Origin of the sequence: Streptomyces sp. NBC_00212 (assembly GCF_045206365.1) — a bacterium.
Lineage (GTDB): Bacteria > Actinomycetota > Actinomycetes > Streptomycetales > Streptomycetaceae > Streptomyces.
The window spans coordinates 7,576,498-7,602,634 of record NZ_CP108115.1 but is presented as its reverse complement, the minus strand read 5'-3'; the positions used below and the strand labels follow the sequence as shown (position 1 = coordinate 7,602,634).

The window sequence follows — 26,137 nt, the reverse complement described above, 5'->3', positions numbered from 1 at the left end:
ATCCGATGTCACATGGCTTTCGCAGGGGAGAGGGTGTAGGTGCGGCTGGAGGTGTAGAACTCCAGGGCCGCACGGCCCTGTTCGCGGGGCCCGTGGCTGGATGCCTTGGTGCCCCCGAACGGAAGGTGGAAGTCGACCCCGGTGGACGGGGCGTTGATCCGGATCATGCCGGTGTCGATGCGGTCCAGGCCTCCCAGCGCCGTGTCCAGATCCACGGTGTGCACCGAGGTGACCAGGCCGTACGGGACCGAGTTGGTGATCCTGACCGCATGGGCGAGGTCGTCGGCGGGCAGCAGCGCGGCCACCGGCCCGAACACCTCCTCGCGCAGCAGCCGATGACCGGCGGGGACCTGCTCGACCAGGGTCGGGGCCGCGTACCAGCCGGGCCCCTTGGGCACCGTGCCGCCCGTCGTGGCACGTAGTCCATGCCAGGCCTCGGCGACCTGATCACGCGCGTATTCGCTGATGAGCGGACCGCACACGGTGGTGGGGTCGGCCGGGTCGCCCACCGGGAGGTCTCGCAGCGCTTCGGTGAGCGCCTCGCGCAGCGGGGCGTGCGCGGCGCCGACCGCGATCACCCGGCTGGTGGCGGTGCACTTCTGTCCCGCGAATCCGGCGATCGCGGCGGCGATGTGGGCCGCGGCCCGGTCGATGTCCGCGTCCGGCAGGACGACGGCCGCGTTCAGACCTCCCATCTCGGCCTGGACCGGGACGCCCCGAGCGGTGGCGGCGCGCACGACCGCCTGACCGGCACCGGTCGACCCTGTGAAGGAGACGACGTCGGCCGCCGAGACGAGCGCGTTGCCTTCGCCGGCTCCGCCGGGAAGGACCGTGAACACCCCGGCAGGCAGGGCCTGTCGGACGATCTCGCCGAGACGCAGGGCGCACGCCGTCGCCTCGGGGGCGGGCTTGAGGACGACCGCGTTGCCCGCGGCGAGCGCCGGGGCGGCCTTCCAGCTCGGGATGGCGAGCGGAAAGTTCCAGGGCGTGATGAGCCCGGCCACTCCGTGCGGGCGGCGGCGGCTCAGCAACAGCCCGGCGCCGGCGGCGGGTTCGTGGACGCTGCCGGTGGGCTCGTACGGGGCCTGGGCGTAGTACCGCCAGATCGCGGCGGTCCGCGCGACCTCGGCCCTGGCCTCGGCGAGTGGCTTGCCGACTTCGCGCACGGCGAGAGCGGCGAGCTCGTCGGCGGCGGCCTCGACGGCGGCCGCGACCGCGCCGAGCGAGGCCGACCGCGCGGCCGCACCGCCGGTGAGCCAGCCGGCCTGGGCCGCGCGGGCCCGCTCCACGGCGTCCGCCACGGCGAAGGCGCCGGGAGAGGGGATCGAGACGAGTACGTCCGTGGGGTCGGCCGGATTGCGGGAGGTGAGGAAGGAGACGGCGGTGGTCACGGGAGGAAACCTCCGGGGGAAGGGGTCGTGCGGGTCTGGGAGGTGCGATGAACGAGCCGGCCCGGCGTGGCATCGATCCCGGTCGGCCGGCGGTAGGCAGCCCGGCGGCCACCGCCCGGCCGTGGTGGCACCGGGGATCGTCCTGGGCCGACGGGGTCAGAGGTGACCGTTGGCGACGGCCTTCTCGGTGGCGGCCCGCACCTCGGCCTCGATCTCGCCGGTGAGCGGGAAGCGCGGCGGGCGGGTGGGGCCGCCGCGGCGGCCGACGATGTCCATCGACAGCTTGATGGACTGCACGAACTCGGTCTTGGAGTCCCAGCGCAGCAGCGAGTGCAGGGACTTGTACAGCGGCAGCGCGGTCTTCAGATCACCGGCGACGGCCGCGTGGTAGAGCTCGGCGCAGGTGGTGGGGAAGGCGTTGGGGTAGCCGGCGATCCAGCCCACCGCACCGGCCGTCGCGAGTTCGAGCAGGACGTCGTCGGCGCCGATCAACAGGTCGAGGTCCGGGGCGAGTTCACCGATCTCGTACGCCCTGCGCACGTCGCCGCTGAACTCCTTGACGGCGACGACGCTGCCGTCCTGGTGGAGGCGGGCCAGCAGCCCGGGGTTCAGGTCGACCTTGGTGTCGATGGGGTTGTTGTAGGCGACGACGGGCACCCCGGCCTTGGCGACCTCCGCGTAGTGGGCGCGGACGGCCGTCTCGTCGGCCCGGTAGGCGTTGGGCGGCAGCAGCAGCACCGAGCCGCAGCCCGCCTCCCCCGCCTGCTCGGCCCAGCGCCTCGCTTCGGCACTGCCGTAGGCGGCGACGCCGGGCATCACCCGCGCGCCGTCGCCCGCCGCGTCGACGGCGGTGCGGACCACCAGGGCGCGCTCCTCGTCGGTGAGGGTCTGGTACTCGCCGAGCGAGCCGTTCGGAACGACCCCGTCACAGCCGTTGTCGATCAGCCGGCGGACATGCTCGGCGTACGCGTCGTAGTCGACGGACAGGTCGTCGCGCAGCGGCAGCACGGTGGCGACCATGATGCCGCGCCAGGGGCGGGTGGTGTTCCAGGTGGTGGCGGTCACGACGGAAGCCCTTTCTGATGTGTGACATTTTACTGATGCGTGTGCTGTACCCCCGGGAACGCGCAGGTCAACTGCCGTCCTCGGCGCGGGAGTCGGTGCCGTCCGCACCTTCGGCGCCGACGACGAGACGTCCGGGGAATTCCCCGTGAGGGCAGCAGTAATATTTCACATTGCACTGTCGCTGCCAAGGGGCCCCCACGGGGCGGGCCGGACACAGTCGCGGCGCGGGCCCGACTCACCACAGAGACGCGGTCCGAGGGCTTGCCTCAGGCCCCTTCTTGCCATGTACCGTTCAGTCGCTCGTGGCATGGACGTTCAGCGAACAACCATCTACGCGCGAAGACTTGGCCCCGCATCGCCTCTCCCCCCTCATACCTGGAGGTACGCCGGATGCTCGGAACGAGCAGGTTCCCCCGCCCCAGATCCCGCCGCCGCATCGCCGGCGGTCTGGCCCTCTCCGCCTCCCTGATCGCGGGGACCGCCGTCCAGGCGGGCGCCGCGCCCGCCGTCGCCGCGGCCACTCCCCACCGCGTTCTGTTCGACAACTCCAAGGCGGAGACCGCCGGCAACGCCGACTGGATCATCAGCACCAGCCAGCCCGACCCGCTGGGCCAGAACCCCTCGCCTTCGGCCGAGAAGGACTGGACCGGCGCGCTGTCCTCGTGGGGCGTGGCGTTGCAGAAGACCGGCGACTACGCCCTGAAGACGCTGCCCTCGGGCGGCGCGATCACGTACGGCACGTCGTCGGCGACGGACCTGAAGAACTTCGACACGTTCGTGATGCCGGAGCCGAACGTGCTGCTCAGCGCGGCGGAGAAGACCGCCGTGATGCAGTTCGTGCAGAACGGCGGCGGGCTGTTCCTCATCTCGGACCACACCGGCTCCGACCGCAACAACGACGGCGCGGACGCGGTGAAGGTCATCAACGACCTGATGTCCAACAACAGCGTGGACAGCACGGATCCGTTCGGCTTCTCCGTGGACGCGCTCAACATCGCCACCGACAATCCGCGCGCCATCAGCGACTCGGCCGACCCGGTCCTGAACGGCTCGTTCGGCAAGGTGACCGGCAGCATCATCCGCAACGGCACCACCGTGACCCTCAAGCCGTCCGACAACCCGGCTGCCAAGGGCCTGGTCTACCGCACCGGTTCCTCCGGCAACACGGGCGCCTTCTTCGCCACCAGCACCTTCGGCAGCGGCCGCGTCGCGTTCTGGGGCGACAGCTCGCCCATCGACGACGGCACCGGCCAGTCGGGCAACACCCTCTACGACGGCTGGAACGACCCGGCGGGCACCGATGCCGCGCTCGCGCTGAACGCCACCGCATGGCTCTCGGGTGCGGCCGGCGGCGGCGACGGCGGCAACCCCACGCCGTGCACCGCGGCCCAGCTGTTCGCCAACCCCGGCTTCGAATCCGGAAGTTCGGGCTGGACGGCCACCAGCGGCATCATCAACAACACCAGCGGCGAGCCCGCCCGCACGGGCGCGTACAAGGCCTGGCTCGGCGGCAAGGGCAGCGCGCACACCGACACCCTGGCCCAGACGGTGACGATCCCGGCGGGCTGCTCGGCCTCGCTCGCCTTCCAACTGCACATCGACACGGCCGAGACGTCGAGCACGGCGTACGACACCCTCAAGGTCCAGGTGCTGAACGGCAGCGGGACGGTTCTGGGCACCCTCGCCACGTACTCCAACGTGGACGCGGCGAGCGGCTACGCCCCGCGCACCTTCGACCTCGGGGCCTACGCGGGGCAGACGGTGACCCTCAAGTTCACCGCCACCGAGGGGTCCAAGCTCCAGACGTCGTTCGTCGTCGACGACACCGCGCTCACCGTCGGCTGATTTGGTCTGCGCGCGCCCGGCCTTCGGCCCGGTCGCGCGCGTCAGGCCCGCAGCCGTACCGGCAGCGACTCGACCCCGTACACGATCGACAGCTTGCGGAAGGCGAGTTCCTCCGCCGGTACGGCCAGGCGCATCTCGGGGAAGCGGCGGACGAGGGCGGGGAAGGCGGCGCGCAGTTCCATGCGGGCCAGTTCCGCGCCGATGCAGCGGTGGATGCCGTAGCCGAAGGCGAGATGGCCGCTCGCCTTGCGGTGCGCGTCGAAGCGGCCGCCGTCCGGGGTGAACGCGGCGTCGCGGTTGGCGCCGCTGAGCGAGCACAGCACCATGTCGCCCTTGGGGATGAGCACGCCCGCGATCTCGACGTCCTCGCGGGCGAAGCGCGGGAAGGCCAGCTGGACGACGGTGAGGTAGCGCAGCGCCTCCTCGACGAACGTCGCGGCGGCCGCCTCGTCGCGCGCTATTCGCGCGAAGGCGTCCGGGTCCTGGAGCAGTACGAGGGAGCCGAGCGCCAGCATGCTCGCGGTGGTCTCGAATCCGCCGGTGAGCACGCCGTCGGCGAGGCCCGCGAGTTCGTCGTCGCCGACGCTGTCGCCGTGCTCCTTGACGATCATGCCGATGAGGCCGTCGCCCGGGTTCTCGCGCTGCTTCTTGACGACGTCCCGGAAGTAGGACAAAGAGGCGGACATCGCGCCGAGCGGAGCGGTCGCCCCGCCGAACAGGTCGAAGCGCTCCATGGCGAGCTGCTGAAAGTCGTGCCGGTCCTCGTAGGGCACGCCGAGCAGCTCGCAGATGGTCAGCGAGGGGATGGGCAGCGCGAACGCCTCCACCAGGTCGACGGGTCCTTCCGCGGCCTCCATCGCGTCGAGCCGCGCCTCGACGAGGGCGTCGATGCGCGGGGTCAGCCGGCGAAGGCGTCGCATGGTGAACTCGGGTGTCAGGATGCGGCGCAGCCGGGTGTGCACCGGCGGATCGCTGAACCCGAGCCCGCCGGGGTGCTGCTCCTCGACGACGCCCGCGTTGCCCGCGAGGTGGGTGAAGTCGTTGCTGAACCCGTCGGTGGAGCCGAGCACGGCCTTGACGGCGTCGTGGCCGGTGACGACCCAGGCGTCCATCCCGAAGGGCAGCGGCACCTTGCTGACCGGTTCCTCGGCCTGCCGTGCGGTCAGCTCGGGAACCGGGTCGAGTCCGTCCCGGCGCAGCGGCATGAGCAGCGCGTCGGGCAGCAGCGAGATGGTGCCGGGGCCGATACCGCGTTTCTGGATCCTGGCAAGGTAGGTGCGCCCGAGCCACATGGTGACTCGGGAACGGAGATTTACCCTCAAGGCGGACTCCAAGGACAAGTTGTGCGGCCAGGACACCGGGTACGGGCTGAGTGGCTCAGGATAAGTGGCTCAGCGGCCCTCCCGAGCCGCCAGGGGCCCAGCTCACGAGCAGTTTGCGGCCGTGACCGGCCCGCCCCGGCTGATCCCCCGAAGGCGGAATGGCCGTTCCGGTCCCCGATTCGAGCGGCGGTCCAGCGTTCCCGCGCAGGATGGCGGAACTCAACTCGCCCGTCACACAAGCCGATCTACGGTGGCGGTACCACTGCATCCGACCTGGGAGGAACCCGTGCGTCTGCGCACCGCCGTCACCGCCGCGACCGCTTCTTTGGCCGTCGCCGCCTCAGTGACCGTCACCGATGCGACCGCCGCAGAAAGGGCGCCCGCGAGCGCCCCGCACGCCTGCTCCTCGTCGACGGCCATCGACGGCTTCTACGACGGCCTGGACAAAACTCTCTTTCAGGGCACGGTCGTCGGCAATCTGTCCGGTCTGGCCGTGGACACCGACGGCACCCTCGCGGCTCTGTCCGACCGTTCGCAACTGTTCAACCTCAAGGTGGGCAGGGGCCCGGTGGCCGCTCCCGTCCGGGTCGTGCCGCTCGCCGACGAACAGGGCAAGCAACTCGACTCGGAGGCCGTGGTCGTCGAGCGCGACGGCACCCGCCTGATCACCTCCGAGATCGAGCCGTCCATACGCCGCTACGACCGCGACGGCAGGCTCCTCGGCCGTCTGCCCGTCCCGGACGCGCTGCGCGTCGCCCCGGCCGGACGCGCCGTCTCCAACGCGACGTTCGAGGGCCTCGCCCTCCAGCCCGGCGGCCACACCCTGATCGCCTCCATGGAGGCCCCTCTGTCAGGTGACGGCAAGGACGCGGCCGGTCATTCGCTCGTACGGTTCCAGACCTGGCACCGGGGCGGCCCGAAGGGCGAGTTCGCGCTCGCCGGGCAGTACGCCTACCCCGTCGGTCCGAACGCGGGCGTGTCCGAGATCACCGCGACGGGCGACGGCCGGCTGCTCGTCCTGGAGCGCGGCTTCACCGCGGGCGTCGGCAATTCGGTACGCCTCTTCCTCGCCGACCCGCGGGGTGCGAGCGATGTGAGCGGGGTCGAGAACCTGCCGGGCACGGCCAAGGTCATGCGCAAGACGCTGCTCGCCGACCTCGCCACCTGCCCCTCGCTGGGCGCGACGGCCAAGCAGCCGCAGCCCAACCCGCTGCTCGACAACGTCGAGGGCGTGGCCGTCACCGGCCGCACCTGGGACGGCCGCCTGCGACTGCTCCTGGTCAGCGACGACAACGAGAACCCGGCGCAGACCACCCGCCTCTACTCGCTGACGGTCCGGCTGCCGCGTCACGTGTGATCGCTCGGGCGGGGTCGGCCGCGCTCGCTCGGCCCCGCGTCCGGCGAACCAGTACACCTTGGGGTGTATTCATTCGCCTATGGCACGTTTTCGACCGGGCAAATACTTCGTACGTCACCTCATTTCGCTCCTCGTGATCCTGCTGGCCGCGGTCGTGGGGGTGCTGCTGTATTTCAACGAGCGTGACGTGCGCCAGCAGGAGCACACGCTGGGCGACCCGCGGGCGACGAACGGCGTGTACGTCGACACCAGCATCCAGAAGGTCGACCCGGTCGCCCGGGAGCTGACGCTGCGGGTCCTGGTGCTCCCCCAGGGCACGTTGCGCGAGCAGGGCGACCCGTACACCCCGGCGGTCGACCTGCGGGTGGAGACGTCCTCGCTGATCCGGGGCAGCCTCGACTTCAAGGCCGGCCGACAGGTCTCGTACCAGGACGTGAAGGTGAGCCTGGACGGCGGTTCCGTCTCGGACTACCCCTTCGACCGGTACTCGACCTCCATCGGCTTCGCCGCCGAGGCGGCCGGAAAGGAGGTGCCGGTCGCCGTCTCGCTGCGCGACGTCGACGCGTTCTTCAAGCCGACGATCATCAGCCGCAGCCAGGACCACGGGTTCGCGTCGTTCGAGATCCGGGTCAGCCGCTCGCGAGCCACGTTCATCTGGGCCTGGTTCATGATGTTCATCATGTGGGGGCTCGCCCTGGCGGTGCTCGGCGCCAGCTGGGTGATCATCGACCAGCGCCGGGGGCTCGTATGGCCGGCGATGGCCTGGATGGCGGCCACGCTGTTCGCCCTGGCCGGGTTCCGCAACGCGGCCCCGGGCGGCCCGCCGGTGGGCTGCCTGCTCGACTACGCGGCGTTCCTGTGGGCCGAGGCGATCATCTCCGCCTGCCTGGTGGCGGTAGCGGTGACCGGCATCCTCTCCGAAACACACCGCAGAACGGACGAGGCGCCGGAGGTACACCCGGACCACCACACGGACAGCCACGCCGCGGGGGACGCGGGGGACGGGGGCGGGCACTGAGGGGCACAATGCCGCCGCCCCGGCCGGAAGGGATCCGGCCGGGGCGGCGGTGTGCTCAACTTGCGTCCCCCGTAGGGGAGTTGGGTCAGGCGAGGGTGGCGATGGCCTGGTTCAGGGTCTTCGAGGGGCGCATGACCGCGGAGGCCTTGGCGGCGTCCGGCCGGTAGTAGCCGCCGATGTCGACCGGCGAGCCCTGCACCGCGATGAGCTCGTCGACGATGGTCGACTCCTGCTCGGACAGCGTCTTGGCCAGGGGCGCGAACGCCTGCGCGAGCTGCGCGTCCTCGGTCTGCTTGGCCAGCTCCTGCGCCCAGTACAGGGCGAGGTAGAAGTGGCTGCCGCGGTTGTCGATGCCACCCAGCTTGCGGCTCGGCGACTTGTCCTCGTTGAGGAAGGTGCCGGTGGCGCGGTCGAGGGTGTCGGCGAGGATCTGGGCGCGCGCGTTGCCCGTGGTCGTCGCGAGGTGCTCGAAGCTGACCGCGAGCGCGAGGAACTCACCCAGGCTGTCCCAGCGCAGGTAGTTCTCCTTGACCAGCTGCTGGACGTGCTTGGGGGCGGAGCCGCCGGCGCCCGTCTCGAAGAGGCCGCCGCCGTTCATCAGCGGGACCACCGAGAGCATCTTGGCGCTGGTGCCCAGCTCCAGGATCGGGAACAGGTCGGTCAGGTAGTCGCGCAGCACGTTGCCGGTGACCGAGATGGTGTTCTCGCCGCGGCGGATGCGCTCCAGGGAGAACGCGGTCGCCTCGACCGGCGACATGATCTCGATCCGCAGGCCCTCGGTGTCGTGCTCGGCGAGGTAGGTGCGGACCTTCTCGATGAGGACGGCGTCGTGCGCGCGGCCCTCGTCGAGCCAGAACACGGCCGGGTCGCCGGTGGCGCGGGCGCGGGTGACGGCGAGCTTGACCCAGTCCTGGATGGGCAGGTCCTTGGTCTGGCAGGCGCGGAAGATGTCGCCCTCGGCGACCTCCTGCTCCAGGACCACGTTGCCCGCGGCGTCCACGAGGCGGACGGTGCCCGCGGCCGGGATCTCGAAGGTCTTGTCGTGGCTGCCGTACTCCTCGGCCTTCTGCGCCATCAGGCCGACGTTGGGCACGGAGCCCATCGTGGCCGGGTCGAAGGCGCCGTGCGCGCGGCAGTCGTCGATGACGACCTGGTACACACCCGAGTAGCTGCTGTCCGGAAGCACCGCGAGGGTGTCGGCCTCGGCGCCGTCCGGGCCCCACATGTGGCCGGAGGTACGGATCATCGCCGGCATCGAGGCGTCGACGATGACGTCGGACGGCACGTGCAGGTTGGTGATGCCGCGGTCGGAGTCGACCATCGCGAGGGCCGGGCCCTCGGTGAGCTCGGCCTCGAAGGCCGCCTTGATCTCGGCGCCGATGTGCGGCACGCCGTCGAGGCCCTTGAGGATCGCGCCGAGGCCGTCGTTCGGGGACAGGCCGGCGGCGACGAGCACGTCACCGTACTTGTCGAACGTCTTCGGGAAGAAGGCGCGCACCACGTGGCCGAAGACGATCGGGTCGGAGACCTTCATCATCGTGGCCTTGAGGTGCACCGAGAACAGCACGCACTCGGCCTTGGCGCGGGCGATCTGCGCGGTGAGGAACTCGCGCAGCTGGGCCACGCGCATCACGGAGGCGTCGACGACCTCGCCCGCGAGGACCGGTACGGACTCGCGCAGCACGGTGGTGGTGCCGTCCGCGGCGGCCAGCTCGATACGCAGCGAGCCGGCCTCGGCGACGACCGCGGACTTCTCGGTGGACCGGAAGTCGTTTTCGCCCATGGTGGCGACGTTCGTCTTCGAGTCGGAGGTCCACTTGCCCATGCGGTGCGGGTGGGCCTTGGCGTAGTTCTTGACCGACGCGGGAGCGCGGCGGTCGGAGTTGCCCTCACGCAGGACCGGGTTGACGGCGCTGCCCTTGATCTTGTCGTAGCGCGCGCGGACGTCCTTGTCCTGGTCGCTCTTCGGGTCGTCCGGGTAGTCCGGCAGCGCGTAGCCCTGGCCCTGCAGCTCGGCGACGGCGGCCTTGAGCTGCGGGATGGAGGCCGACACGTTCGGCAGCTTGATGATGTTCGCGCCGGGCGTCTTCGCCAGCTCGCCGAGCTCGGCGAGCGCGTCGTCGATCCGCTGGCTCTCCTGAAGGAACTCGGGGAAGCTCGCGATGATGCGCCCCGCGAGGGAGATGTCACGGGTCTCCACAGTGACACCGGCGGTCGAGGCGTACGCCTGGATCACGGGCAGGAACGAATGCGTCGCCAGGGCCGGCGCCTCGTCAGTGTGGGTGTAGATGATGGTCGAGTCAGTCACCGGGTGCTCCGCTCCACGTCTGCAACATTGCTCGACATCAAGATATCTCGTGATCGCCCCGGGTCACGACGGGCCCCCGGCCCAAGCCCCCGGCGAAGAGGGCGCGGCAGGGACTCCGGGCCACCGGCTCACGGGCGTACGGCACGCGCCTCGAAGCGGCCCCGGCCCAGTTCTATGACGAAGGAGACCTGCTGTCCCTCGGACAGCGTGCGGGTCTCCCCCTCGATGTCCTCCCGCCGCACGTAGATGGCGTCGTGCTGCCCGATCGGCACGACGAATCCGTAGCCCTTCTCACGGTCGAAGTACTGGACGATCCCCTCGCACCTCTCGCTCATGGCCTCACTCCTCGGGTGATCACTTTCACGGCCCCCGAGGGGTCGGGAAAGGGGGAACCGGCTGTCCACAAAGGATCTGGGTTCACGACGACGAGGACGGGACGCGGCCTCCCGCGCCGGAACAGGCACTGCCCGCGCGGGGACTCCTGCCGTCCTGGAAAGAGAACTGTCCACGCCCGTCCACGGCGCCGACCGCAGCCGGACCACCGCCGAAGCGGACAAGTTCCTTACTGGTAGGTATACCGCCGTACCGCGCATTTGATACCTGCCTTGACAGCTGCTGCCGGGATGCCGGGGAAGCGGACCCGGCGTATGGTCCGCGTCAATTCCGGCGGGCCACACATCAGCGGTCCATCAAGGTACGGCGCCCTATGTGGTGCGGGCCCATAGCGTCCTCACCATGGGACGACTGACCACCGGCAATGTGGCGGGACACGGCACCGCACCCCACCGCGGAGCCGAAGCAGTGGTGTACGACACCACATGGGCCGGCGAGGCCCGCTCGGCGGCGGGGTGCGCGGGGGTACTGCTCGGCCTGCTCCTCGCCATCGACGCCGCGGCCGGCACCCTCAGCGTCGTACGGGCCGGACTGTGGAGCGTTCTCGCCGCCCTGCTGTTTGTCGTGCTCTGGCCCGCCCGGGTGTCGGTGGGGCCGGGCCGCCTGGTCTCGCGCGGGCTGCTGCGGCGAGCCGAGGTCCGCACCGATCGCCTGGTGTCGGTGCGCTGGTCCGACGGCGTCGCCCAGCGCCTGGTGCTGCGGGACGCCGAGGGCCACCGGGCCGAGCTCGACCCGAAGGTGCTCGTCGCGAATCCCCCGCTGTGGCACGTCCTCGACCGGGACGCCCGCACCAGCCTCGATCAGGGCGTGCTCCGCTGCGGCGAGACGGCCCTGCGGCAGATGGCGGCTCGGGTGGACCGCGAGACGGCCCGCACGGTCTTCAAGCTCTCCGGCCTCCGGTAGGCGCGGCAGCCGCCGGAGTCGGGGTGTCGCCGTTGATGCCGGTCGCCCCGGGTCCGCCGTACGACATCGACGGCGACACCTGATGGGGTGACGCCCCGTCAGCTCGAAGTGCCCGAGCCTGTACGCCAGTTGTGTCGCGCAATTCCGGGTATCTCTCGGCGGAGGCGGCTGGACACCGGCCCACCTGCGAGGACGCTCCGCCCATGGGGCAGGATGGCAGCCCGTTCCGGGTGCGTACCGCCCGAACGAGGCTCCGGGCAGCACGGTCCGACAGGCGACAAGGTGACAAAGTGACGACACATCACATACGGCGATCGACGGCATCCCTCGCTCAACCCCCGGCCCCTCGCCGCCGGGAGCGTGTCCGTTGAACCGGGGCCTCGTGCTGCACGACTGGGTGGTGGCGTCCATAGCGATGGCCGCGGGCATCGCGGCCGGGCTGCTCCTGCGCGTGCTGCTGAGATGGCTGGGCAAACACGCGCGAAGAACGAAGTGGACCGGGGACGACATCATCGTCGACGCGCTGCGCACCATCGCGCCCTGGGCGGCCACGGTCGCGGGCACGGCGGTGGCCGCCTCGGCGCTGCCGCTCACCACACGGGTCGCGGGCATCGTCAACCATTCGCTGACCGCCCTGCTCATCCTCGTCATCACCCTCACCGCGGCCCGGGTCGTCGCGGGGCTCGTGCAGTCCCTCGCGCAGTCCCGGACCGGGGTGGCCGGCTCGGCCACGATCTTCGTCAACATCACGCGGGTCGTGGTGGTGGCGATGGGCGTCCTGGTCGCCCTCGAAACGGTGGGCGTGTCCATAGCGCCCCTGCTCACCGCCCTCGGTGTGGGCGGCCTCGCGGTCGCCCTGGCCCTCCAGGACACCCTCGCCAACCTCTTCGCCGGAGTGCACATCCTCGCGTCGAAGACGGTGCAGCCCGGTGACTACATCCGGCTCAGCAGCGGCGAGGAGGGCTATGTCGTCGACATCAACTGGCGCAACACGGTGGTGCGCAACCTGTCGAACAACCTCGTGATCATCCCCAACGGCCGCCTCGCCCGCACGAACATGACCAACTATGCCCGCCCGGAACAGGAGTTGACGGTCCTGGTGCAGGTCGGGGTCGGCTACGACAGCGACCTGGAGCACGTCGAGCGGGTCACCCTGGAGGTCGTCGACAGCGTGATGGCGGACATCACGGGTGCGCTGCCCGGGCACGAGGCCGCGGTCCGCTTCCATACGTTCGCGGACTCCCGGATCAACTTCACGGTGATCCTTGGGGTGGGCGAGTTCAGCGACCAGTACCGGATCAAGCACGAGTTCATCAAGCGGCTGCACCGGCGCTACCGGGCGGAGGGCATCTCGATCCCGGCCCCGACCCGGACCGTCTCCCTCCAGCAGGACAAGCCCGAGCCGACCCGGTCCCCGTCCCCGTCCGCGTTCCCCCACCAGCGCGAGGCCCCGCCCTCGACGCTGTCGGACCCGCAGCGCTGAGCGCCAGCCGAGCACGGCCGCACCGTGTCGGCCGTGCCCATGGGCGCCCGCCCGCGTTCTCGCAGGTCAGAGCCCCTGTCAGTGGGCGGTGGTAGCTTCGTGACATGACGCCGGAAGAGCTCGCCAACCTCGTGCACCTGCGCCGGGCGCGGGATCTCATCGACCGCGAGTACGCCAGGCCCCTGGACGTGCCGACCATGGCTCAGCACGCGCTCATGTCGCCGGCGCACTTCTCGCGGCGGTTCCGGGCCGCCTACGGCGAGACCCCGTACAGCTATCTCATGACCCGCCGGATCGAGCGGGCGATGGCGCTGCTGCGCGGGGGCATGAGTGTGACGGATGCGTGCATGGCGGTCGGCTGTACGTCGCTGGGCTCGTTCAGCTCGCGGTTCACCGAGATCGTGGGCGAGACGCCGAGCGCGTACCGCGGCCGGGGGCACGACGCGGTCGCGGCGATGCCCGCGTGCGTGGCGAAGGTGCGGACGCGTCCGACGAGAAACCCCCCGAGCGCACCGGGCGCACCGAGCAGGATTCGAGAAGCGGGCGACAACGCCGCCGCCTAACGTTGACGGCATGACCATCGCGCTCCAGTACTGCCACATCACCGTCAACGACGTGGACGAGTCGCTCGGCTTCTACCGCGACGCGCTCGGACTCGAAGTGCGCAACGACGTCGCGTCCGGCGGGTTCCGCTGGGTCACCCTCGGCAGCACGACCCAGCCGGGGCTTGAGATCGTCCTTTCGGAGCCGCACGCCGGCCGCTCCCAGGCCGACGGCGACGCCATGCAGGAACTGCTCACCAAGGGTGTCCTGCCGATGTGGGTCTTCAGGACGGACGATCTCGACGCGACCTTCGAGAAGGTACGGGCTTCGGGCGCCGAGGTGCTCCAGGAGCCCATCGACCAGCCGTGGGGTCCGCGCGACTGCGGCTTCCGCGACCCCTCCGGCAACCTGATCAAGATCCAGCAGCAGGCCAAGGCGTAAGAGCCTGTGTCTGAACCCCGGCCGGATCATGGAAGCAGCCGGGCGGCACGCTGCGCGACCGCCGGTACCGGATGTGTTTCGCGGCGGCGCCGGATCACCGAGACGGCACCGGCGACGAGCCCGGCGCCGGCCAGTGGCAGGCCGAAGTACTCGCCGCCGACGACCACTTGGTAGGCGGCACCGTCGGGTCCGAGCTCGTCCGGCCCGTAGAGCCGCCCCTTCCACGGTCCGCGCGAGGCGACCCGCCCGACCTCGAAGCCGGGCCCACCGGAACTGCCGCCCGCGACACGGGACTTGAGGCTCGGATCCCGGTCCGGATCGCAGGGGAACGGGCCGGTGCGGAGGCCGAAGTCGAGAGGATCCGTCCAACTGACGGTGCAGCTGCCGTCGGGGCGCTCGGACAGCACGGTCAGATCGACGAGCGGGTCGTCCTGGGAGGACGTCTGCGCGTACGCCCCGAACGCGAACAGCGCCGCACCGGCCACCACCACCCACCTGAACAGGCCGATCCGCCGCCCCGGCCGGGCCGGGGGCGCCCCAGGGTCCGCCGCCGGCGCTGGAGCGGGGGCAAGCCCCGTCCATACGCCCTCGGCCATGGCGGCCCCGGCCAGTCTGTCCCGCAAGCGGGCGCTGCGTATGGGCGTCGTCCACACCAGTTCCCCGCTGCCGGGCCGCGTCGACACCCCGGGCGAGCCGGGAACGCCGCACCACCACAGCACCCCGTCGTTCCCCGGCCCGACCACGTCGTGGCGCATGCGGGTCACGACCGCGGCCAGCGGACGCAGCTCAGCCCGCTCCGGGGCGGCGAGAACCACGGCGATCGCCTGCCGGGGCCGGGGCACCACGACCGCTCGGTACGCCGTCCAGGGCGCCGACGCCAGCGCCCGCCGCATCCGTCCGGCGACGGACAGCGCCCCGATGCCGATGGCGAACATGACCATGCCCAGCGCGACGAGGATGCTCACGAGCGCACCCGGCGGGTGGCGTACGGCGACGGCGAGCACCCCCGCGAAGGCCACGGATCCGGCCCCGCCCCCGACGCATCGCCAGGCCCTGACCCGGTAGTGCCTCAACGCCCGCCGGGTCTCGACCAGTTGGAGCGCGCTGCTGTGGGGCACGGTGCTGATGGCGGATCTGGGGGCGCCCCTCATGGGTGACGGTTCCGATCGCTCCGGGTCTTTGGCGGCAGAGACCAGCCCGCCCGCTGTTCGCCTGGAAGCCGTTGGACCGCACCTCGGCCGTCTCAGTGGTCGACCAGCCTGCGCAGGATTTCCAGGCCGGCCGGCCAATCGCCGAGGCCGCTGTCCGCGTTGATGTGGCCGCGGTTTTCCACGGGACGGTGCCGCGCCTGCCAGTCGCGCGCGAACGAGGTGGCTGTCTTCGGGTCGCAGTAGGGGTCGTCGTCACTGGCCACCATCACGCTCGGGCACGGCAGGGGGCGGGCGGACAGGTCCAGGAATGAGGACGCGGCCTGGCGTGGGAAGGCCGCTCCCCGGGGATCCGGAGGGGCGACCAGGAACGCCACGACTCCATCGGGCCGCGCCCGGTCCAGCCACCGGGCGGCTGCCCAGCAGCCCAGGCTGTGGGCCACCAACGCCACCTGGCTGTCGCGCCGCGAGGCGATCTCGTACGCGGCCTGGAGCGCGGCGACCCAGTCGGAGAGCTCCGGCCGGCTCCATGAGTCCGGCGCGATCCGGACCGCCGAGGCTCCCCACCGCTTCTCCCACCGGCTCTGCCAGTGCCGCTCGTCCGAACCGTCGATCCCGGGGATGACGACGTACGCGACCATCGCCTACCGTCCTTCCATGCGTGGCCCCCACCCCTCGTGGGCTCGCCCTGCGGTGATTCTCGATGGGTCAGCGGCAGCGGATCGGCTCAGCAAGTGATCTCAAAGGAAGTGGCGGTGACAACGATGGAATCACTCGACGAGATCGACCGCGCCATCCTGGGACTGCTCCAGACCGACGGCCGGCTCACCGGCGCCGAGGTCGGGCGTCGAGTCGGGCTCTCGCAACCGGCGGCCAGTGCCCGCATCCAGCGCCTGGAGAAGAGCGGGACCATCACCGGCTACCGCGCCGTCGTCGCTCCCGCCACGGTCGGGCTGAACATCCACGCCGTCGTCCGCCTCCGCACCACCCACGCGCAGCTGTCCCAGGCACTCACCCTGGCCGCCCACATTCCCGAGGTCGTCTCGACCCTGCGGACAACCGGCGAGGACTGTCTGCTGTTCGACGTGCACTGTTCCCACGCCGAACGCCTCGAACAGGTCGTGGACTCGCTCGCCCGCCACGGTCCCGTCACCACCTCCCTCGTCCTGCGCAGCTATCCACCGAAATCGCTGCCGACGGGTGGGGCGCCGACCCCCTCATGCGAGGGCCGTTGCCCGTCGTCGTAGGGCCCGACCACACATGCGGCCCCTCGATCGATCGGACGCCGACCGGTCACATAACCATCAGCCGACTGCCCAAGAGCGAGGTACCACCCCCGCGCAACGGGACCCGGACTCACGTCGTCCTCAATGACCTGCACGTTCGCGGACTGCGGATACGCCATGGGATGCCCCAACCGCAGTCCGCTGAAATAGTCGCCAAACCTAGATCAGGTTCCCACTGAGCGCGCCTCCGAGATCTGCGGCAACGAGGTTCGGCTGGTCGATCTCATCACTTGCGCGTCGCTGTCGTCTCGCCACGATTCACCGCGTTGGCCAGTTGGACGCGTGACTGAACGCCCAGTTCGCTGAAGACCATCCGTAGGTGTGTGCCGACGGTGTTGATCGATACGCCGAGTGCGCCGGCGGCGGAGCGGTTGGAGTGGCCGTCTGCGATCAGCAGTGCGATGCGTCGTTCCGCGGCGGTCAGGGAGGCCCACCCGGATTCGGGTCGGGTGGCGGCCGCCGACCATTTGGAGCGTCGGGTGCCCGCCTCGCGCATCGCGTGCTGCACGGCATCGCGATAGACCCGGGCGGCCATCCGGTGGTAGTCGTCCCAGGCCCCATCGAGAAGTTCGAGGGCCTGGTCGCGCTGCCCGTCGGCGAGCAGCGCGCGTCCGCAGACGTCCGCGCCGTAGGCGCGCAGGATCGGGCGGGGACTCAGGGCGAGGACCTTGGCACCCTTGGCGATCATGGGCAGGTCGCCTTTCGCGCGTCCCCGCAGACTCAGCGCTACGCCCTCGAAGCTCGCCACCCCTGGGTTGCGTGTCGCGGCGAGTTCGGCGACCTGGACCACGACTTCCGAGAAGGCTCCATTCGCGCCCGCAGTGCCGATCTCGAAGAAGAGACCCATCCAGCAGGGCCACAGCGGCCAGTAGCTGCACGAGTTCACGGCGCCTGATGCCACCGGTCCAAGGACCTCGATCGCCTGGGCCACATCTCCCCCACCGGCCAGCAGCCAGCCGCGCATCACGGTGAGACCAGGGTCGCGCACGCTGTCATCGGCGTCGACGAGCTGGTCGGCCGCGCCGGGGAGCCAGGCGGGCAAGCAGGTCCATTAACCGGTGCGGTGGCCCCCGATGGCGCTGGCGGCGGGTTCCTGCGGCCAGCGCCGCCAGCGCAGTACGGACCACGCCGGCTCCGCCGTCACGGCATCGACGGCCACGAACTCACTGACCCGGCTCCGGCCGGACCCGCCAAGGCGGGTCGGCGGTTCCGCCTGGGGAGGCTGCCCCTCGACGGCCTCGCTCCGCTCAGCGACGGAGACCGTGGCAGACGACTGGTCTCGGAAGCGACCACGCCCCATGTCGCACGGTCCTTGTGAGCGGGTCCTCGGCATACAGGCGGGCCAGAGCTTCGGGGGAGGTCTGCCATTGCTGGGCCGCCAGCGCGGTCGCCCCCGCGATCACGTCGACCGCTTGCCCTCGGGTCGGCTGCGGCAGGGCGGCGCGGTGTTGCTCGTCGTGGGGTCGAATCCCCCTGAGCCGCCGTCCGCGCCAGGCGACCGCTTGACATAGAACTCAAGCGTTCGCTTGAGTTCTAGCGTGAGACCAGAGAAGACGGACCTTCGCCGCGATGCCGGTCAGCGAACGCGGGACGACCTGCTGGCGGCCGCTCTCGAACTGCTCGCGCAGCGCGGGCAGGAAGGAGTCACTCTCCGCGAGATCACCCAGAACGCCGGGGCCAATGTCGCCGCGGTGAGTTACCACTTCGGGTCGCTGAAGGCACTGTGCGACGTGGCGATCGAGCACGCACTGGAGCGGTACCTGGACGCGCAGATCCGTGAGCTCGACGCTCTGGCGGGGAGCGCGACGCTGAGCGAGCTGGCCGAGGCGTTCGCACGGCCGATGGTCAGCGCGCTCGCGGCCGGGGGGAGGGATCTGGCCGTGCTGCGGACCGTGGCGCGGGTGGGAATCGATCCGCCCGAAGGGTGGGAGAAGCTGGCCGGGAAGTTCGAGCAGGCCCGGCATCAGGCAGTGCGGATCCTGGCGGCGCACCTTCCCGAGGCCGACGAGCGAGAGCTCGCCTTCCGGGTTCGCTGTGCGGCCGGGATGCTGAATTGGCTCGCACTGGCGCCCATTGGGACCGAGCTGGCCACCGAGCCCGCCGAGCGGGTGGAGCGGATGCTCGTCCCCGTGGTGGCCGGCGCGTTCCGGGGAGCCCGTTAAGCACCCGATACCGCCGGAATGGGCCGCATGGGGCCGGCGCCACGAGCAATCCAATCACTTGCTTGACAAGGCAGCCACCCTCTCACCACAATTTAAATCAATGGTTTGAATGGATTCTCTCAATGCGGGAGGGCACCATGAGCACCGACACGGAGACCGTGGTCAGGGCGGCGTACCGGGCGGCCGAGGGCACCGTCCTGGACGTGCAGGGCTTCAGGGACCTGTTCACCGAGGACGGCGTCTTCAACAACGTAGGTACGAGGTCGGCGGCGTTGGCCCGGAGGGTGGATTCCTGAATGCCCATTGCGGCCACACACCAGCGAACCGTTGGTGCAGGGCCGGGTCTTCGGTCAGGGGTTCAGCGCGGCACGGATGAGAGCGCGCAGTTCCTCGTCAGGGACTGCCACCATGTCCGTGGGCCGCAGCCGAATGGTGGCCTTGCCGCAATTGTGGTCCTCCCGCCAACCTCCGCTGCTGCGGCTCGGCCCGTCGGGCCTGACCGTCGCGGCCCTGTATCGCAGCGCAAGGGTGTGCCTCATCAGCGGCCTGCCCCCGACCGTCAGGCGGCTGACCAGGGCAGATGGAGAACGGGGGCGAGAGTATCTAGGGTCAGCACGTGGCTTTCATCATGGTGTGCGAAGACGACGCGGGGGTCCGCAGCGTCCTCAAGCGCGCCCTGGAGCACGACGGCCATACCGTTGCCGTCGCCGCCACGGCCGAGAGTCTGCTGCGGCAGCTCGCACCGGCACCTGGGCTGGTCGTCCTGGATCTGGGGCTGCCGGACGCCGACGGACGTGATGTCTGTCTGGCGCTGCGGGCGCGCGGCGTCGACGCGCCGGTGTTGATGCTCACCGCCCTGGACGGCCTGCATCACAAGGTGGGCGGCTTCGAGGCGGGCGCCGACGACTACATGACCAAGCCCTTCGACGTCCCCGAGCTGCTGGTCCGGGTCCGTGCGCTGCTGCGCCGGTCCACCGTGGCGCCCGCACCGCACGAGGTCGTCCTCGATCCGGTGAAGCACGTGGTGACCTACGACTCGGTGAGCGAGAGCCTGACTCCGACCGAGTTCCGGCTGCTGGGCCGCCTCATCGCCTCGCAGGGCGATGCGGTCCGCCGCCACGCGCTCATCGCTGCCGGCTGGCCGCATGGCGCGCAGGTCAACGACAACACCCTCGACTCCTTCGTGCGCCGGCTGCGGACCAAGCTCAGTCCGCTGGGTGTGGCCGAGCGTCTGGCGACCGTCCGCGGCGTGGGCTACCGATGGCAGTGACGGGATTCCGCAGAAAGGTCGTCGCGCTCGCTGTCCTGATCGCCACCGCCGTGGTCGCGATACTGGTCGTGGTCTCGCACGTGCTGCTGAGCCGGGTGACGGACGCCGACGCGCACGATCTGGCGCGTACCCGCGCCGAGGCGGTCGCGGCGAACGTCACCACGGTGGGCGGCCGTGTCGTACTGACCGAGAACGACAGCGAGGCACTGGACGAGGTCGCCTGGGTATATGCCGATGGCCGCCTGATCGACGGGAACGTACCGGCAGGCATGGTCGAGCGCGTCGAGGCGCTGGCCGGCTCACGCCGATCGCAGACCGCAACTGTCGCGCACTACCTGCTGTCCGCGCAGGAGGTCCCGATCGTCGGGCACCACGTCATGGTGGTCGTGCGGGTGGACCTGACGCCCTACGAGACGTCCGAGCAGCACAGCCTGACCTTGTCGCTGATACTGGGCGGCCTCACCATCCTCCTCGCCGGCTGTGTCGCGCACCTCGTGGTGCGCCGCGCGCTGCGGGTCGTGCACGAGATGGCTGCCCTCGCCGACGACTGGGGCCATCACGAACCCGGGCGCCGCTTCAACCTCGGAGTCCCCCGCGACGAGTTCGGGGAACTGGGGCGGACCCTCGACCACCTCCTGGAGCGCGTCGACGACGCGCTGGCAGACGAGCGCCGGCTCACGGATGAGATCGCCCACGAGCTGCGGACACCGCTCACGGTCCTGCGGGGCGAGGCGCAGCTGGCACAGCTGTCCGGCGAGCCGGTGCCGCCGAAGGCAGTGCTGAGCGAGGTCGACCGCCTCGATGCGGCGATCACGACGATTCTGCGCGCCGCGCGCGCACGGACGGACGCCGGCACCCGGTGCGATCTGCGCTCCGCCGCGCAGAAAGCGATCGCCGGCCGCGCGGTCGGGGTCGCCTTTCCCGCGAAGGCCGAGGCCACCGTGGCGCCCGACGTCGCCGTGGCGCTCCTTTCGCCGCTGCTGGAGAACGGCCTGCGGCATGCGCGGTCGCGTGTGTGGATCACCGCGCGCGTCCAGGGTGAGGCCATCGTGGTCGATGTCCTGGACGACGGCCCCGGGTTCGATCCGGAGGAGGTCGACCGGGTTTTCGAACCGGGTGTGACCGGCGGCAGCGGCTACGGGCTTGGGCTGCCGGTGGTCCGGCGCATCGCCGCATCGGCCGGTGTGGAAGTCCGCGCGATCGCGGACGGACGCGGTCACGTCGAGGTGACGCTCCCGGCCGCGCGTGCGGCCACGTAGTCAGGTTGCGTGCAGGTTCTCCGTAATAGACCTCCCTGCATGACAACGACAACCGAAGCACGCACGCGCAGCGGGCGGCTCATGCTCAACAAGGTCCCCGAGGTCACCATCTGGTTCTGGGTGATCAAGGTCCTGTGCACGACGGTCGGTGAGAGCTTCGCCGACTGGATCAACACCCAACTGGGCGTCGGCCTGGTGAACACGGCCTGGATCTTCACCGGGGTTTTCGTGGTGGCCCTGGCCGTCCAGCTGCGACTCAAGCGGTACGTCCCGTTCCCCTACTGGCTGACCGTGGTCGTTGTCAGCGTCACGGGCACCTTGTACACCGACATCCTGACCGACCAGCTGAACGTGCCGCTGTGGATCAGTTCCGCGGTCTTCTCGGTGCTGCTCGCGGCGGTCTTCGGCGTGTGGTGGCTGCGCGAGCGCACGCTGTCGATCCACTCGGTCACCACGTCATCGCGGGAGTCGTTCTACTGGCTGACCGTCCTGGTCACCTTCGCGCTCGGCACCGCGACCGGCGACTGGACTCTGGAGCTCACCGGCTGGAGCCCGGGCGCCTCCGTGCTGCTGCCCCTCGGCCTCATCGCGGCGATCACAGCGCTGTGGCGGTTCGGCGCGAACCCGGTGCTGTCCTTCTGGCTCGCCTACATCCTGACCCGCCCGCTCGGCGCCAACATCGGCGACTGGCTCGCCTCCCCCAAGGCCGCCCAGAACCCGGGCGACCCGACCGGTCTCGCACTGGGCACGTTCACCACCAGCCTCATCTTCCTCGGCCTGATCCTGGCGACGGTGGTCTATCTGACGGTGACGCGCTCGGATGTGACCGAGACCCACGAGGCGACCCACGCCGAACAGGCCAACAGCAACCCGCGGGAGCGCCTTGCACTGGCCGGCTTCGGACTGCTGGCCGTCGCCACGGCGGCCCTGCTGGCGTGGGCCCACGGTCAGCCGCACGTCGGCCCAGCGCCGGAGACCGACGCCACCTCCGCCGTCCAGCTGGCTCCCGGCCAGGCGGTGAAGAACTTCCCGCCCGCGAAGGTCGGAGCGCTGCGGACCCTCGCGTCCACCTCGCTCAAGGACGCACGCTCGGGGGACGCGGCCGGGGCCCACGCGGCCGCCCAGTCGCTGCGTGACCTGTGGGATGCCGACCAGGACTCGCTGCAGCCACTGGACGACACCGGCTGGACCTCCATCGACGCCCAGATGGACAAGGTGCTCAAGACCTTCGGCATCGACCACCCGAACCCGCCGCTGCCGCCGGCGCAGCAGGAGAGCGAACTGAACGCCCTCCTGGCGGACTTGGGCTGACAGACCACGTGACGGCCGGCCGGCCCGCCCGGCCGACGGGCGCCGTGTGCCGGGCTGTGCCGAGAGCCGCGCCGCCCCGGCACACAGGCCGGCGAGCCGCGGACTCCCGTGGGCGTTTGGAGCCGGCGGCAATGGTTTCGACGGCCCCGCTGTTGCCCCGGGCTGGCCAGTCGCGGTGGCCGCGGATGTACAGGGAGCAGGCGCGAGTGACCACCGGTGGGCTTGCCCCTGCTACGGGCTGCCCTGGCAGGCTCGACGCCGGCGCTGAGTGCGACCATTAGATCGGTCACCTGCACCGTGCACCCTCGTCCTGATTGGGCTAGCCCAATGGATCGGACCCTGTGTCCCCCTCCTGTCAGGAGACAGAGATGCACCTACGCCCCCAACCCCGCTTGCGACGGACTCCGCTCGTCGTTCTGTCGACCGCTCTGCTCAGCGTCGTCAGCCTGGCCACGGCCACAGCCTGGGCTGCTACTCCCCAGGCAGGCCCGGCGGCTTCACGCCCGGCAGCCACCGCGGTCGCCCCGGCGGTCAGTGGCAACCTGCTGACCGACCCGGGCGGCGAGTCGGCGGCCATCTGCTCGCCCAGCGGCCTGGACGGCATGACCGTGCCCGGCTGGACCATCACCGGCGGCGAGCCGAACGTGGTGTGCTACGGCGCGGCCGACGGCTCCCCGACCACGAGTGCCCCCGGACCTCCCACCCGAGGAAAGAGCTTCTTCACCGGCGGGGCGACCGGAAACGCCGGCCTGAACCAGAACGTCGACGTCTCCTCGGCAGCATCGGTCATCGACACCGGCCAGGTCGGCTACCACCTGTCGGGCTGGCTCGGCGGCTACGCCTCGCAGAACGACCGCGTCACACTCAGCGGCGCCTTCCTCGACGGATCCGGCCACACCCTCGGCACCACCACGCTGGGCCCGGTGACCAACACAGACCGAGCCAACACCACCAAGCTCCTCAGCAAGACCGCCAGCGGCAATCTGCCCACGAGAACCCGCACCATCAAGGTGGCACTCGCCTTCACCTGGTCCGGCGGTAGCACCACCGACGGCTACGCCGACGACCTCTCACTCACCCTCTCCACCCCGGTACCGGCCCCGGTCCTGAGCCCACCGCCGTCCACGGTGCCGCGCTACGACCACGTCTTCGTGGTCTACATGGAGAACGAGAACTACAAAGACATCATCGGCAACACCGCGCAGGCCCCACACATCAACAAGCTCGCCAACGCCAACACCGTACTCACCCAGTCGTACGCCACCAGCCACCCCAGCGACCCCAACTATGTGTGGCCCTGGCAGCGGGCGGACTGTACGGGCTGACCGGCGACTCGATCAGCACCATCGCGATCGATGCCCCCCACCTGGACAACCGGGTCGAGGCAGCCGGGAAGACCTGGAAGTCATACGTCCAGAACATGCCCAGCAACTGCTACGCCAAGGACAGCGGCAACTACCAGCCCGACGACACGCCGTTCTACTACTTCAAGGGCATGAAGACGGACAGCGCCTACTGCCAGGCGCACTGGCAGCCGCAGACCAGCATGGACGCCGACCTCAAGTCCGCCTCGACGACCCCCCACTTCGTATGGTTCGCCGCCGACGGCTGTAACGACATGGAGGGCTGCGGCATCACCGCAGGCGACAACTACCTCAAGAACACCCTGCCGACGATCTTCAACTCCCCGGCCTGGACCCAACAGCGCTCACTGCTCATCGTCACCTGGGACGAAGGAGCGACCAAAACTTTCGGCCCCCACTACCCCAACCACGTGCCCACTGTCCTGATCGGCTCACAACACTCGGTGAAGACCGGCTACAAATCCAGCCAACGCACCGACCAGTACGGCCTGCTGCGCACCATCGACCAGTCACTCGGCCTGGCCTCTGGCCGCCCTCTGCCCGCAGTCCGGCGGCACCTATGTCTACGGCCGCGAATGCCTGGGCGGCTTCTGGGGCTACCTGGCCGGATGGGCGTTCGTGGTCGGCAAGACCGCCTCCTGCGTGGCCATGGCCCTCACCGTCGGCTCCTACCTCTGGCCCAGCCAGACCCATGCGGTGGCCGTGGCCGCCGTGGTGGCACTGACCGCGGTCAACTACGGCGGGGTGCAGAAGTCCGCCCTCCTCAACCGCGCCATCGTTACGATCGTGCTGGCCGCGCTCGCCGCCGTTGCCGTTACCGCCCTGACCTCCACCGGCGCCGACACCGCCCGGCTGGGCATCGGGCCGGACCGCCACCGTCGGCGGGGTGCTCCAGGCCGCGGGTCTGCTGTTCTTCGCGTTCGCCGGCTACGCCCGCATCGCCACCTCGGCGAGGAAGTCCGCGACCCCGCCCGCACCATCCCGCGCGCCATCCCGACCGCCCTCGGAATCACCCTCGCCGTCTGCGCCCTCGTCGCCGTAGCCGTCCTGTCCCTGCTGGGCCCGGACGGGTTGGCACACGCCACCGACCCGCTGCCGGACGCCGTACGGGCGGCGGGCGCCGACTGGCTGGTGCCCGTCGTCCGCATGGGCGGCGCCGTCGCCGCCCTCGGCTCGCTGCTCGCACTGATCCTCGGAGTCTCCCGCACCACCCTGGCCATGGCCCGCGACCGGCATCTGCCCCACGCGCTGGCCGCTGTCCACCCACGCTTCGGGGTTCCCCACCAGGCCGAACTGGCCGTCGGTGCCGTCGTCGCCCTGCTCGCCGCGACCACCGACGTACGCGGCGCGATCGGCTTCTCCTCCTTCGGTGTCCTGGCCTACTACGCCATCGTCAAGGCCTCCGCCTGGACCCTCACCGAGGGAGACGGCGGCCCAACCGTCTCGCCCCCTTCATCGGCCTGGCGGGCTGCGCAGCCCTCGCCTTCGCCCTACCCGTAAGCACCGCCATCTCCGGCGCTGCCGTCCTCATCCTCGGGGCCACCGTCTACGGCCTGAGGAAGGTCAAGGCCGAGGCGGCCAGTCACTGACACTTCCGGTGTCACCGCGACTGACAACCACCTGGGCCCGCAGCCGCGTCGGCGGCCGGCCCACCGTCGTCAACGACAAACCGCTGCGCGCCGCCCGCGACATGCTGCCCACCCCGGAGAACAGCATCGAGACCATCGCGGCCCTGACCGGTGTCTCCGTCGGGACCGTCTACAACCACATCCCGGACCTCAAAGAGCTCCGGGCCGCCCGCGTTCCGCACCAGCTCGAAAGCCGTCAGCGGTAGTCATCGGCCAGCAGGTGATACCGGCCCGCTACGGGACCACGTACTTGCCCGTCTCGGTGGATGCGTCGCGCAGGCCCAGGCGCAGGTGCTCGACGTGGAAGAGGGCCTGGTCCAGGAGTTCGGCGACGTGATTGTCGTAGAGGGCGTAGACGATGGAACGCCCCCGCCGCTCTCCGGCGACGAGCCCGAGATTGCGCAGCAGGCGGAGCTGGTGGGAACAGGCGGATGCTTCCATGCCCACGGCCTCGGCGAGGTCGCCGACCGCACAGGGGCCTTCCTGGAGACGGGCCAGGATGTACAGCCGTGAGGGTGTCGCCAGGGCCTGGAGGGTAGCGGCGACATCAGTGGCTCCCGCCGCATCCAGGCGCTCGCGGGCGGTGGCGGGGTTCTTGTCGTCGGCTCCATGACCCATGGCGCCCATCCTACCGAGCACA

At 70.5% G+C, this 26,137-nt stretch carries 25 protein-coding genes and 1 pseudogene; 17 read left to right on the top strand and 9 right to left on the bottom strand.

Annotated features, from left to right (window positions below; translation table 11 throughout):
- Positions 1-8: 8 nt before the first annotated feature.
- Positions 9-1,391, bottom strand: coding sequence for an aldehyde dehydrogenase family protein (locus tag OHA17_RS34675; RefSeq protein ID WP_406509771.1), 1,383 nt, complete (start codon positions 1,389-1,391; stop codon positions 9-11).
- 156 nt (positions 1,392-1,547) lie between these two features.
- Positions 1,548-2,456, bottom strand: coding sequence for a dihydrodipicolinate synthase family protein (locus OHA17_RS34670; RefSeq protein WP_406509770.1), 909 nt, complete (start codon positions 2,454-2,456; stop codon positions 1,548-1,550).
- A 390-nt stretch (positions 2,457-2,846) separates the two neighbouring features.
- Between OHA17_RS34670 and OHA17_RS34665 the strand changes: the two genes are divergently transcribed.
- Complete coding sequence (locus OHA17_RS34665) at positions 2,847-4,301, top strand: hydrolase (protein ID WP_406509769.1); 1,455 nt, start codon at positions 2,847-2,849, stop codon at positions 4,299-4,301.
- Positions 4,302-4,342: 41 nt separating this feature from the next.
- Here OHA17_RS34665 and OHA17_RS34660 read toward each other — a convergent pair whose 3' ends face one another.
- Positions 4,343-5,593 carry a cytochrome P450 gene (locus OHA17_RS34660; RefSeq protein WP_406510890.1) on the bottom strand — a complete coding sequence of 417 codons (1,251 nt, stop codon included), beginning with the start codon at positions 5,591-5,593 and terminating at the stop codon, positions 4,343-4,345.
- 316 nt (positions 5,594-5,909) lie between these two features.
- On the opposite strand from OHA17_RS34660, the gene OHA17_RS34655 reads away from it, so the two are divergent.
- Both OHA17_RS34655 and OHA17_RS34650 read left to right on the top strand, forming a co-directional pair.
- The gene (locus OHA17_RS34655) at positions 5,910-6,980 is read left to right on the top strand and encodes an esterase-like activity of phytase family protein (protein WP_406509768.1); all 1,071 of its coding nucleotides are present in this window, start codon (positions 5,910-5,912) and stop codon (positions 6,978-6,980) included.
- Positions 6,981-7,059: 79 nt separating this feature from the next.
- On the top strand, positions 7,060-7,998 hold the full coding sequence (locus tag OHA17_RS34650; protein WP_406509767.1) for a DUF4436 family protein: 939 nt from the start codon (positions 7,060-7,062) through the stop codon (positions 7,996-7,998).
- Positions 7,999-8,083: 85 nt separating this feature from the next.
- Here the strand turns inward: OHA17_RS34650 and OHA17_RS34645 are convergent, their stop codons facing one another.
- Both OHA17_RS34645 and OHA17_RS34640 read right to left on the bottom strand, forming a co-directional pair.
- Positions 8,084-10,306, bottom strand: a complete 2,223-nt coding sequence (locus tag OHA17_RS34645; RefSeq protein ID WP_406509766.1) for an NADP-dependent isocitrate dehydrogenase — start codon at positions 10,304-10,306, stop codon at positions 8,084-8,086.
- 128 nt (positions 10,307-10,434) lie between these two features.
- Entirely contained in the window at positions 10,435-10,641 is a 207-nt protein-coding gene (locus OHA17_RS34640; RefSeq protein WP_398874905.1) for a cold shock domain-containing protein, read from the bottom strand.
- Positions 10,642-11,041: 400 nt separating this feature from the next.
- On the opposite strand from OHA17_RS34640, the gene OHA17_RS34635 reads away from it, so the two are divergent.
- The 4 genes from OHA17_RS34635 (at position 11,042) to OHA17_RS34620 (ending at position 14,069) form a co-directional block, all read left to right on the top strand.
- A complete protein-coding gene (locus OHA17_RS34635; protein ID WP_406509765.1) occupies positions 11,042-11,602 on the top strand; it encodes a hypothetical protein in 561 nt (186 codons plus the stop codon).
- Between the two features lie 367 nt (positions 11,603-11,969).
- Complete coding sequence (locus tag OHA17_RS34630) at positions 11,970-13,085, top strand: mechanosensitive ion channel family protein (RefSeq protein ID WP_406509764.1); 1,116 nt, start codon at positions 11,970-11,972, stop codon at positions 13,083-13,085.
- A 104-nt stretch (positions 13,086-13,189) separates the two neighbouring features.
- Complete coding sequence (locus tag OHA17_RS34625; protein WP_406509763.1) at positions 13,190-13,648, top strand: helix-turn-helix transcriptional regulator; 459 nt, start codon at positions 13,190-13,192, stop codon at positions 13,646-13,648.
- Between the two features lie 10 nt (positions 13,649-13,658).
- Positions 13,659-14,069, top strand: a complete 411-nt coding sequence (locus tag OHA17_RS34620) for a VOC family protein (RefSeq protein ID WP_053728604.1) — start codon at positions 13,659-13,661, stop codon at positions 14,067-14,069.
- A gap of 26 nt (positions 14,070-14,095) precedes the next feature.
- Here OHA17_RS34620 and OHA17_RS34615 read toward each other — a convergent pair whose 3' ends face one another.
- Together OHA17_RS34615 and OHA17_RS34610 are read right to left on the bottom strand one after the other, a co-directional pair.
- Complete coding sequence (locus OHA17_RS34615) at positions 14,096-15,187, bottom strand: hypothetical protein (protein ID WP_406509762.1); 1,092 nt, start codon at positions 15,185-15,187, stop codon at positions 14,096-14,098.
- A 125-nt stretch (positions 15,188-15,312) separates the two neighbouring features.
- A complete protein-coding gene (locus OHA17_RS34610) occupies positions 15,313-15,858 on the bottom strand; it encodes an RBBP9/YdeN family alpha/beta hydrolase (RefSeq protein WP_406509761.1) in 546 nt (181 codons plus the stop codon).
- A 123-nt stretch (positions 15,859-15,981) separates the two neighbouring features.
- Here OHA17_RS34610 and OHA17_RS34605 point away from each other — a divergent pair, with 123 nt between their 5' ends.
- Positions 15,982-16,464: an Lrp/AsnC family transcriptional regulator gene (locus tag OHA17_RS34605; protein ID WP_406510889.1), complete on the top strand. Its 483-nt coding sequence runs from the start codon at positions 15,982-15,984 to the stop codon at positions 16,462-16,464.
- A 265-nt stretch (positions 16,465-16,729) separates the two neighbouring features.
- Here the strand turns inward: OHA17_RS34605 and OHA17_RS34600 are convergent, their stop codons facing one another.
- Complete coding sequence (locus OHA17_RS34600; protein ID WP_406509760.1) at positions 16,730-17,545, bottom strand: LuxR C-terminal-related transcriptional regulator; 816 nt, start codon at positions 17,543-17,545, stop codon at positions 16,730-16,732.
- Between the two features lie 496 nt (positions 17,546-18,041).
- Here OHA17_RS34600 and OHA17_RS34595 point away from each other — a divergent pair, with 496 nt between their 5' ends.
- From OHA17_RS34595 to OHA17_RS34555, 9 genes and pseudogenes are all read left to right on the top strand, one after another.
- Positions 18,042-18,665 carry a TetR/AcrR family transcriptional regulator gene (locus OHA17_RS34595; RefSeq protein ID WP_406509759.1) on the top strand — a complete coding sequence of 208 codons (624 nt, stop codon included), beginning with the start codon at positions 18,042-18,044 and terminating at the stop codon, positions 18,663-18,665.
- A gap of 137 nt (positions 18,666-18,802) precedes the next feature.
- A complete protein-coding gene (locus OHA17_RS34590; RefSeq protein ID WP_406509758.1) occupies positions 18,803-18,961 on the top strand; it encodes a hypothetical protein in 159 nt (52 codons plus the stop codon).
- Positions 18,962-19,281: 320 nt separating this feature from the next.
- The gene (locus OHA17_RS34585) at positions 19,282-19,935 is read left to right on the top strand and encodes a response regulator transcription factor (protein ID WP_406509757.1); all 654 of its coding nucleotides are present in this window, start codon (positions 19,282-19,284) and stop codon (positions 19,933-19,935) included.
- Complete coding sequence (locus tag OHA17_RS34580) at positions 19,926-21,194, top strand: sensor histidine kinase (RefSeq protein WP_406509756.1); 1,269 nt, start codon at positions 19,926-19,928, stop codon at positions 21,192-21,194. The genes OHA17_RS34585 and OHA17_RS34580 overlap by 10 nt, the downstream gene beginning before the upstream one ends.
- 39 nt (positions 21,195-21,233) lie before the next feature.
- Positions 21,234-22,505, top strand: coding sequence for a hypothetical protein (locus OHA17_RS34575; RefSeq protein ID WP_406509755.1), 1,272 nt, complete (start codon positions 21,234-21,236; stop codon positions 22,503-22,505).
- A 368-nt stretch (positions 22,506-22,873) separates the two neighbouring features.
- The gene (locus OHA17_RS34570; protein WP_406509754.1) at positions 22,874-23,830 is read left to right on the top strand and encodes a hypothetical protein; all 957 of its coding nucleotides are present in this window, start codon (positions 22,874-22,876) and stop codon (positions 23,828-23,830) included.
- A 95-nt stretch (positions 23,831-23,925) separates the two neighbouring features.
- A pseudogene (locus OHA17_RS34565) lies at positions 23,926-24,330 on the top strand (alkaline phosphatase family protein); the annotation flags it as partial.
- A gap of 64 nt (positions 24,331-24,394) precedes the next feature.
- Complete coding sequence (locus OHA17_RS34560) at positions 24,395-25,369, top strand: APC family permease (protein WP_406510888.1); 975 nt, start codon at positions 24,395-24,397, stop codon at positions 25,367-25,369.
- Between the two features lie 97 nt (positions 25,370-25,466).
- Positions 25,467-25,703 (top strand): hypothetical protein, encoded by a 237-nt coding sequence (locus OHA17_RS34555; protein WP_406509753.1) that lies wholly within the window; start codon positions 25,467-25,469, stop codon positions 25,701-25,703.
- 28 nt (positions 25,704-25,731) lie between these two features.
- On the opposite strand, the gene OHA17_RS34550 is transcribed toward OHA17_RS34555, so the two are convergent.
- Positions 25,732-26,115, bottom strand: coding sequence for an ArsR/SmtB family transcription factor (locus OHA17_RS34550; RefSeq protein ID WP_406509752.1), 384 nt, complete (start codon positions 26,113-26,115; stop codon positions 25,732-25,734).
- Positions 26,116-26,137: the final 22 nt, after the last annotated feature.

Bases quoted from the DNA above. Each gene is read 5' to 3' on its own strand.
- OHA17_RS34590 (WP_406509758.1), top strand. From the start codon at position 18,803: ATGAGCACCGACACGGAGACCGTGGTCAGGGCGGCGTACCGGGCGGCC.
- OHA17_RS34660 (WP_406510890.1), bottom strand. From the start codon at position 5,593: ATGTGGCTCGGGCGCACCTACCTTGCCAGGATCCAGAAACGCGGTATC.
- OHA17_RS34575 (WP_406509755.1), top strand. From the start codon at position 21,234: ATGACAACGACAACCGAAGCACGCACGCGCAGCGGGCGGCTCATGCTC.
- OHA17_RS34605 (WP_406510889.1), top strand. From the start codon at position 15,982: ATGGAATCACTCGACGAGATCGACCGCGCCATCCTGGGACTGCTCCAG.
- OHA17_RS34610 (WP_406509761.1), bottom strand. From the start codon at position 15,858: ATGGTCGCGTACGTCGTCATCCCCGGGATCGACGGTTCGGACGAGCGG.
- OHA17_RS34620 (WP_053728604.1), top strand. From the start codon at position 13,659: ATGACCATCGCGCTCCAGTACTGCCACATCACCGTCAACGACGTGGAC.
- OHA17_RS34650 (WP_406509767.1), top strand. From the start codon at position 7,060: ATGGCACGTTTTCGACCGGGCAAATACTTCGTACGTCACCTCATTTCG.
- OHA17_RS34635 (WP_406509765.1), top strand. From the start codon at position 11,042: ATGGGACGACTGACCACCGGCAATGTGGCGGGACACGGCACCGCACCC.
- OHA17_RS34640 (WP_398874905.1), bottom strand. From the start codon at position 10,641: ATGAGCGAGAGGTGCGAGGGGATCGTCCAGTACTTCGACCGTGAGAAG.
- OHA17_RS34550 (WP_406509752.1), bottom strand. From the start codon at position 26,115: ATGGGTCATGGAGCCGACGACAAGAACCCCGCCACCGCCCGCGAGCGC.
- OHA17_RS34570 (WP_406509754.1), top strand. From the start codon at position 22,874: ATGCACCTACGCCCCCAACCCCGCTTGCGACGGACTCCGCTCGTCGTT.
- OHA17_RS34580 (WP_406509756.1), top strand. From the start codon at position 19,926: ATGGCAGTGACGGGATTCCGCAGAAAGGTCGTCGCGCTCGCTGTCCTG.
- OHA17_RS34665 (WP_406509769.1), top strand. From the start codon at position 2,847: ATGCTCGGAACGAGCAGGTTCCCCCGCCCCAGATCCCGCCGCCGCATC.
- OHA17_RS34625 (WP_406509763.1), top strand. From the start codon at position 13,190: ATGACGCCGGAAGAGCTCGCCAACCTCGTGCACCTGCGCCGGGCGCGG.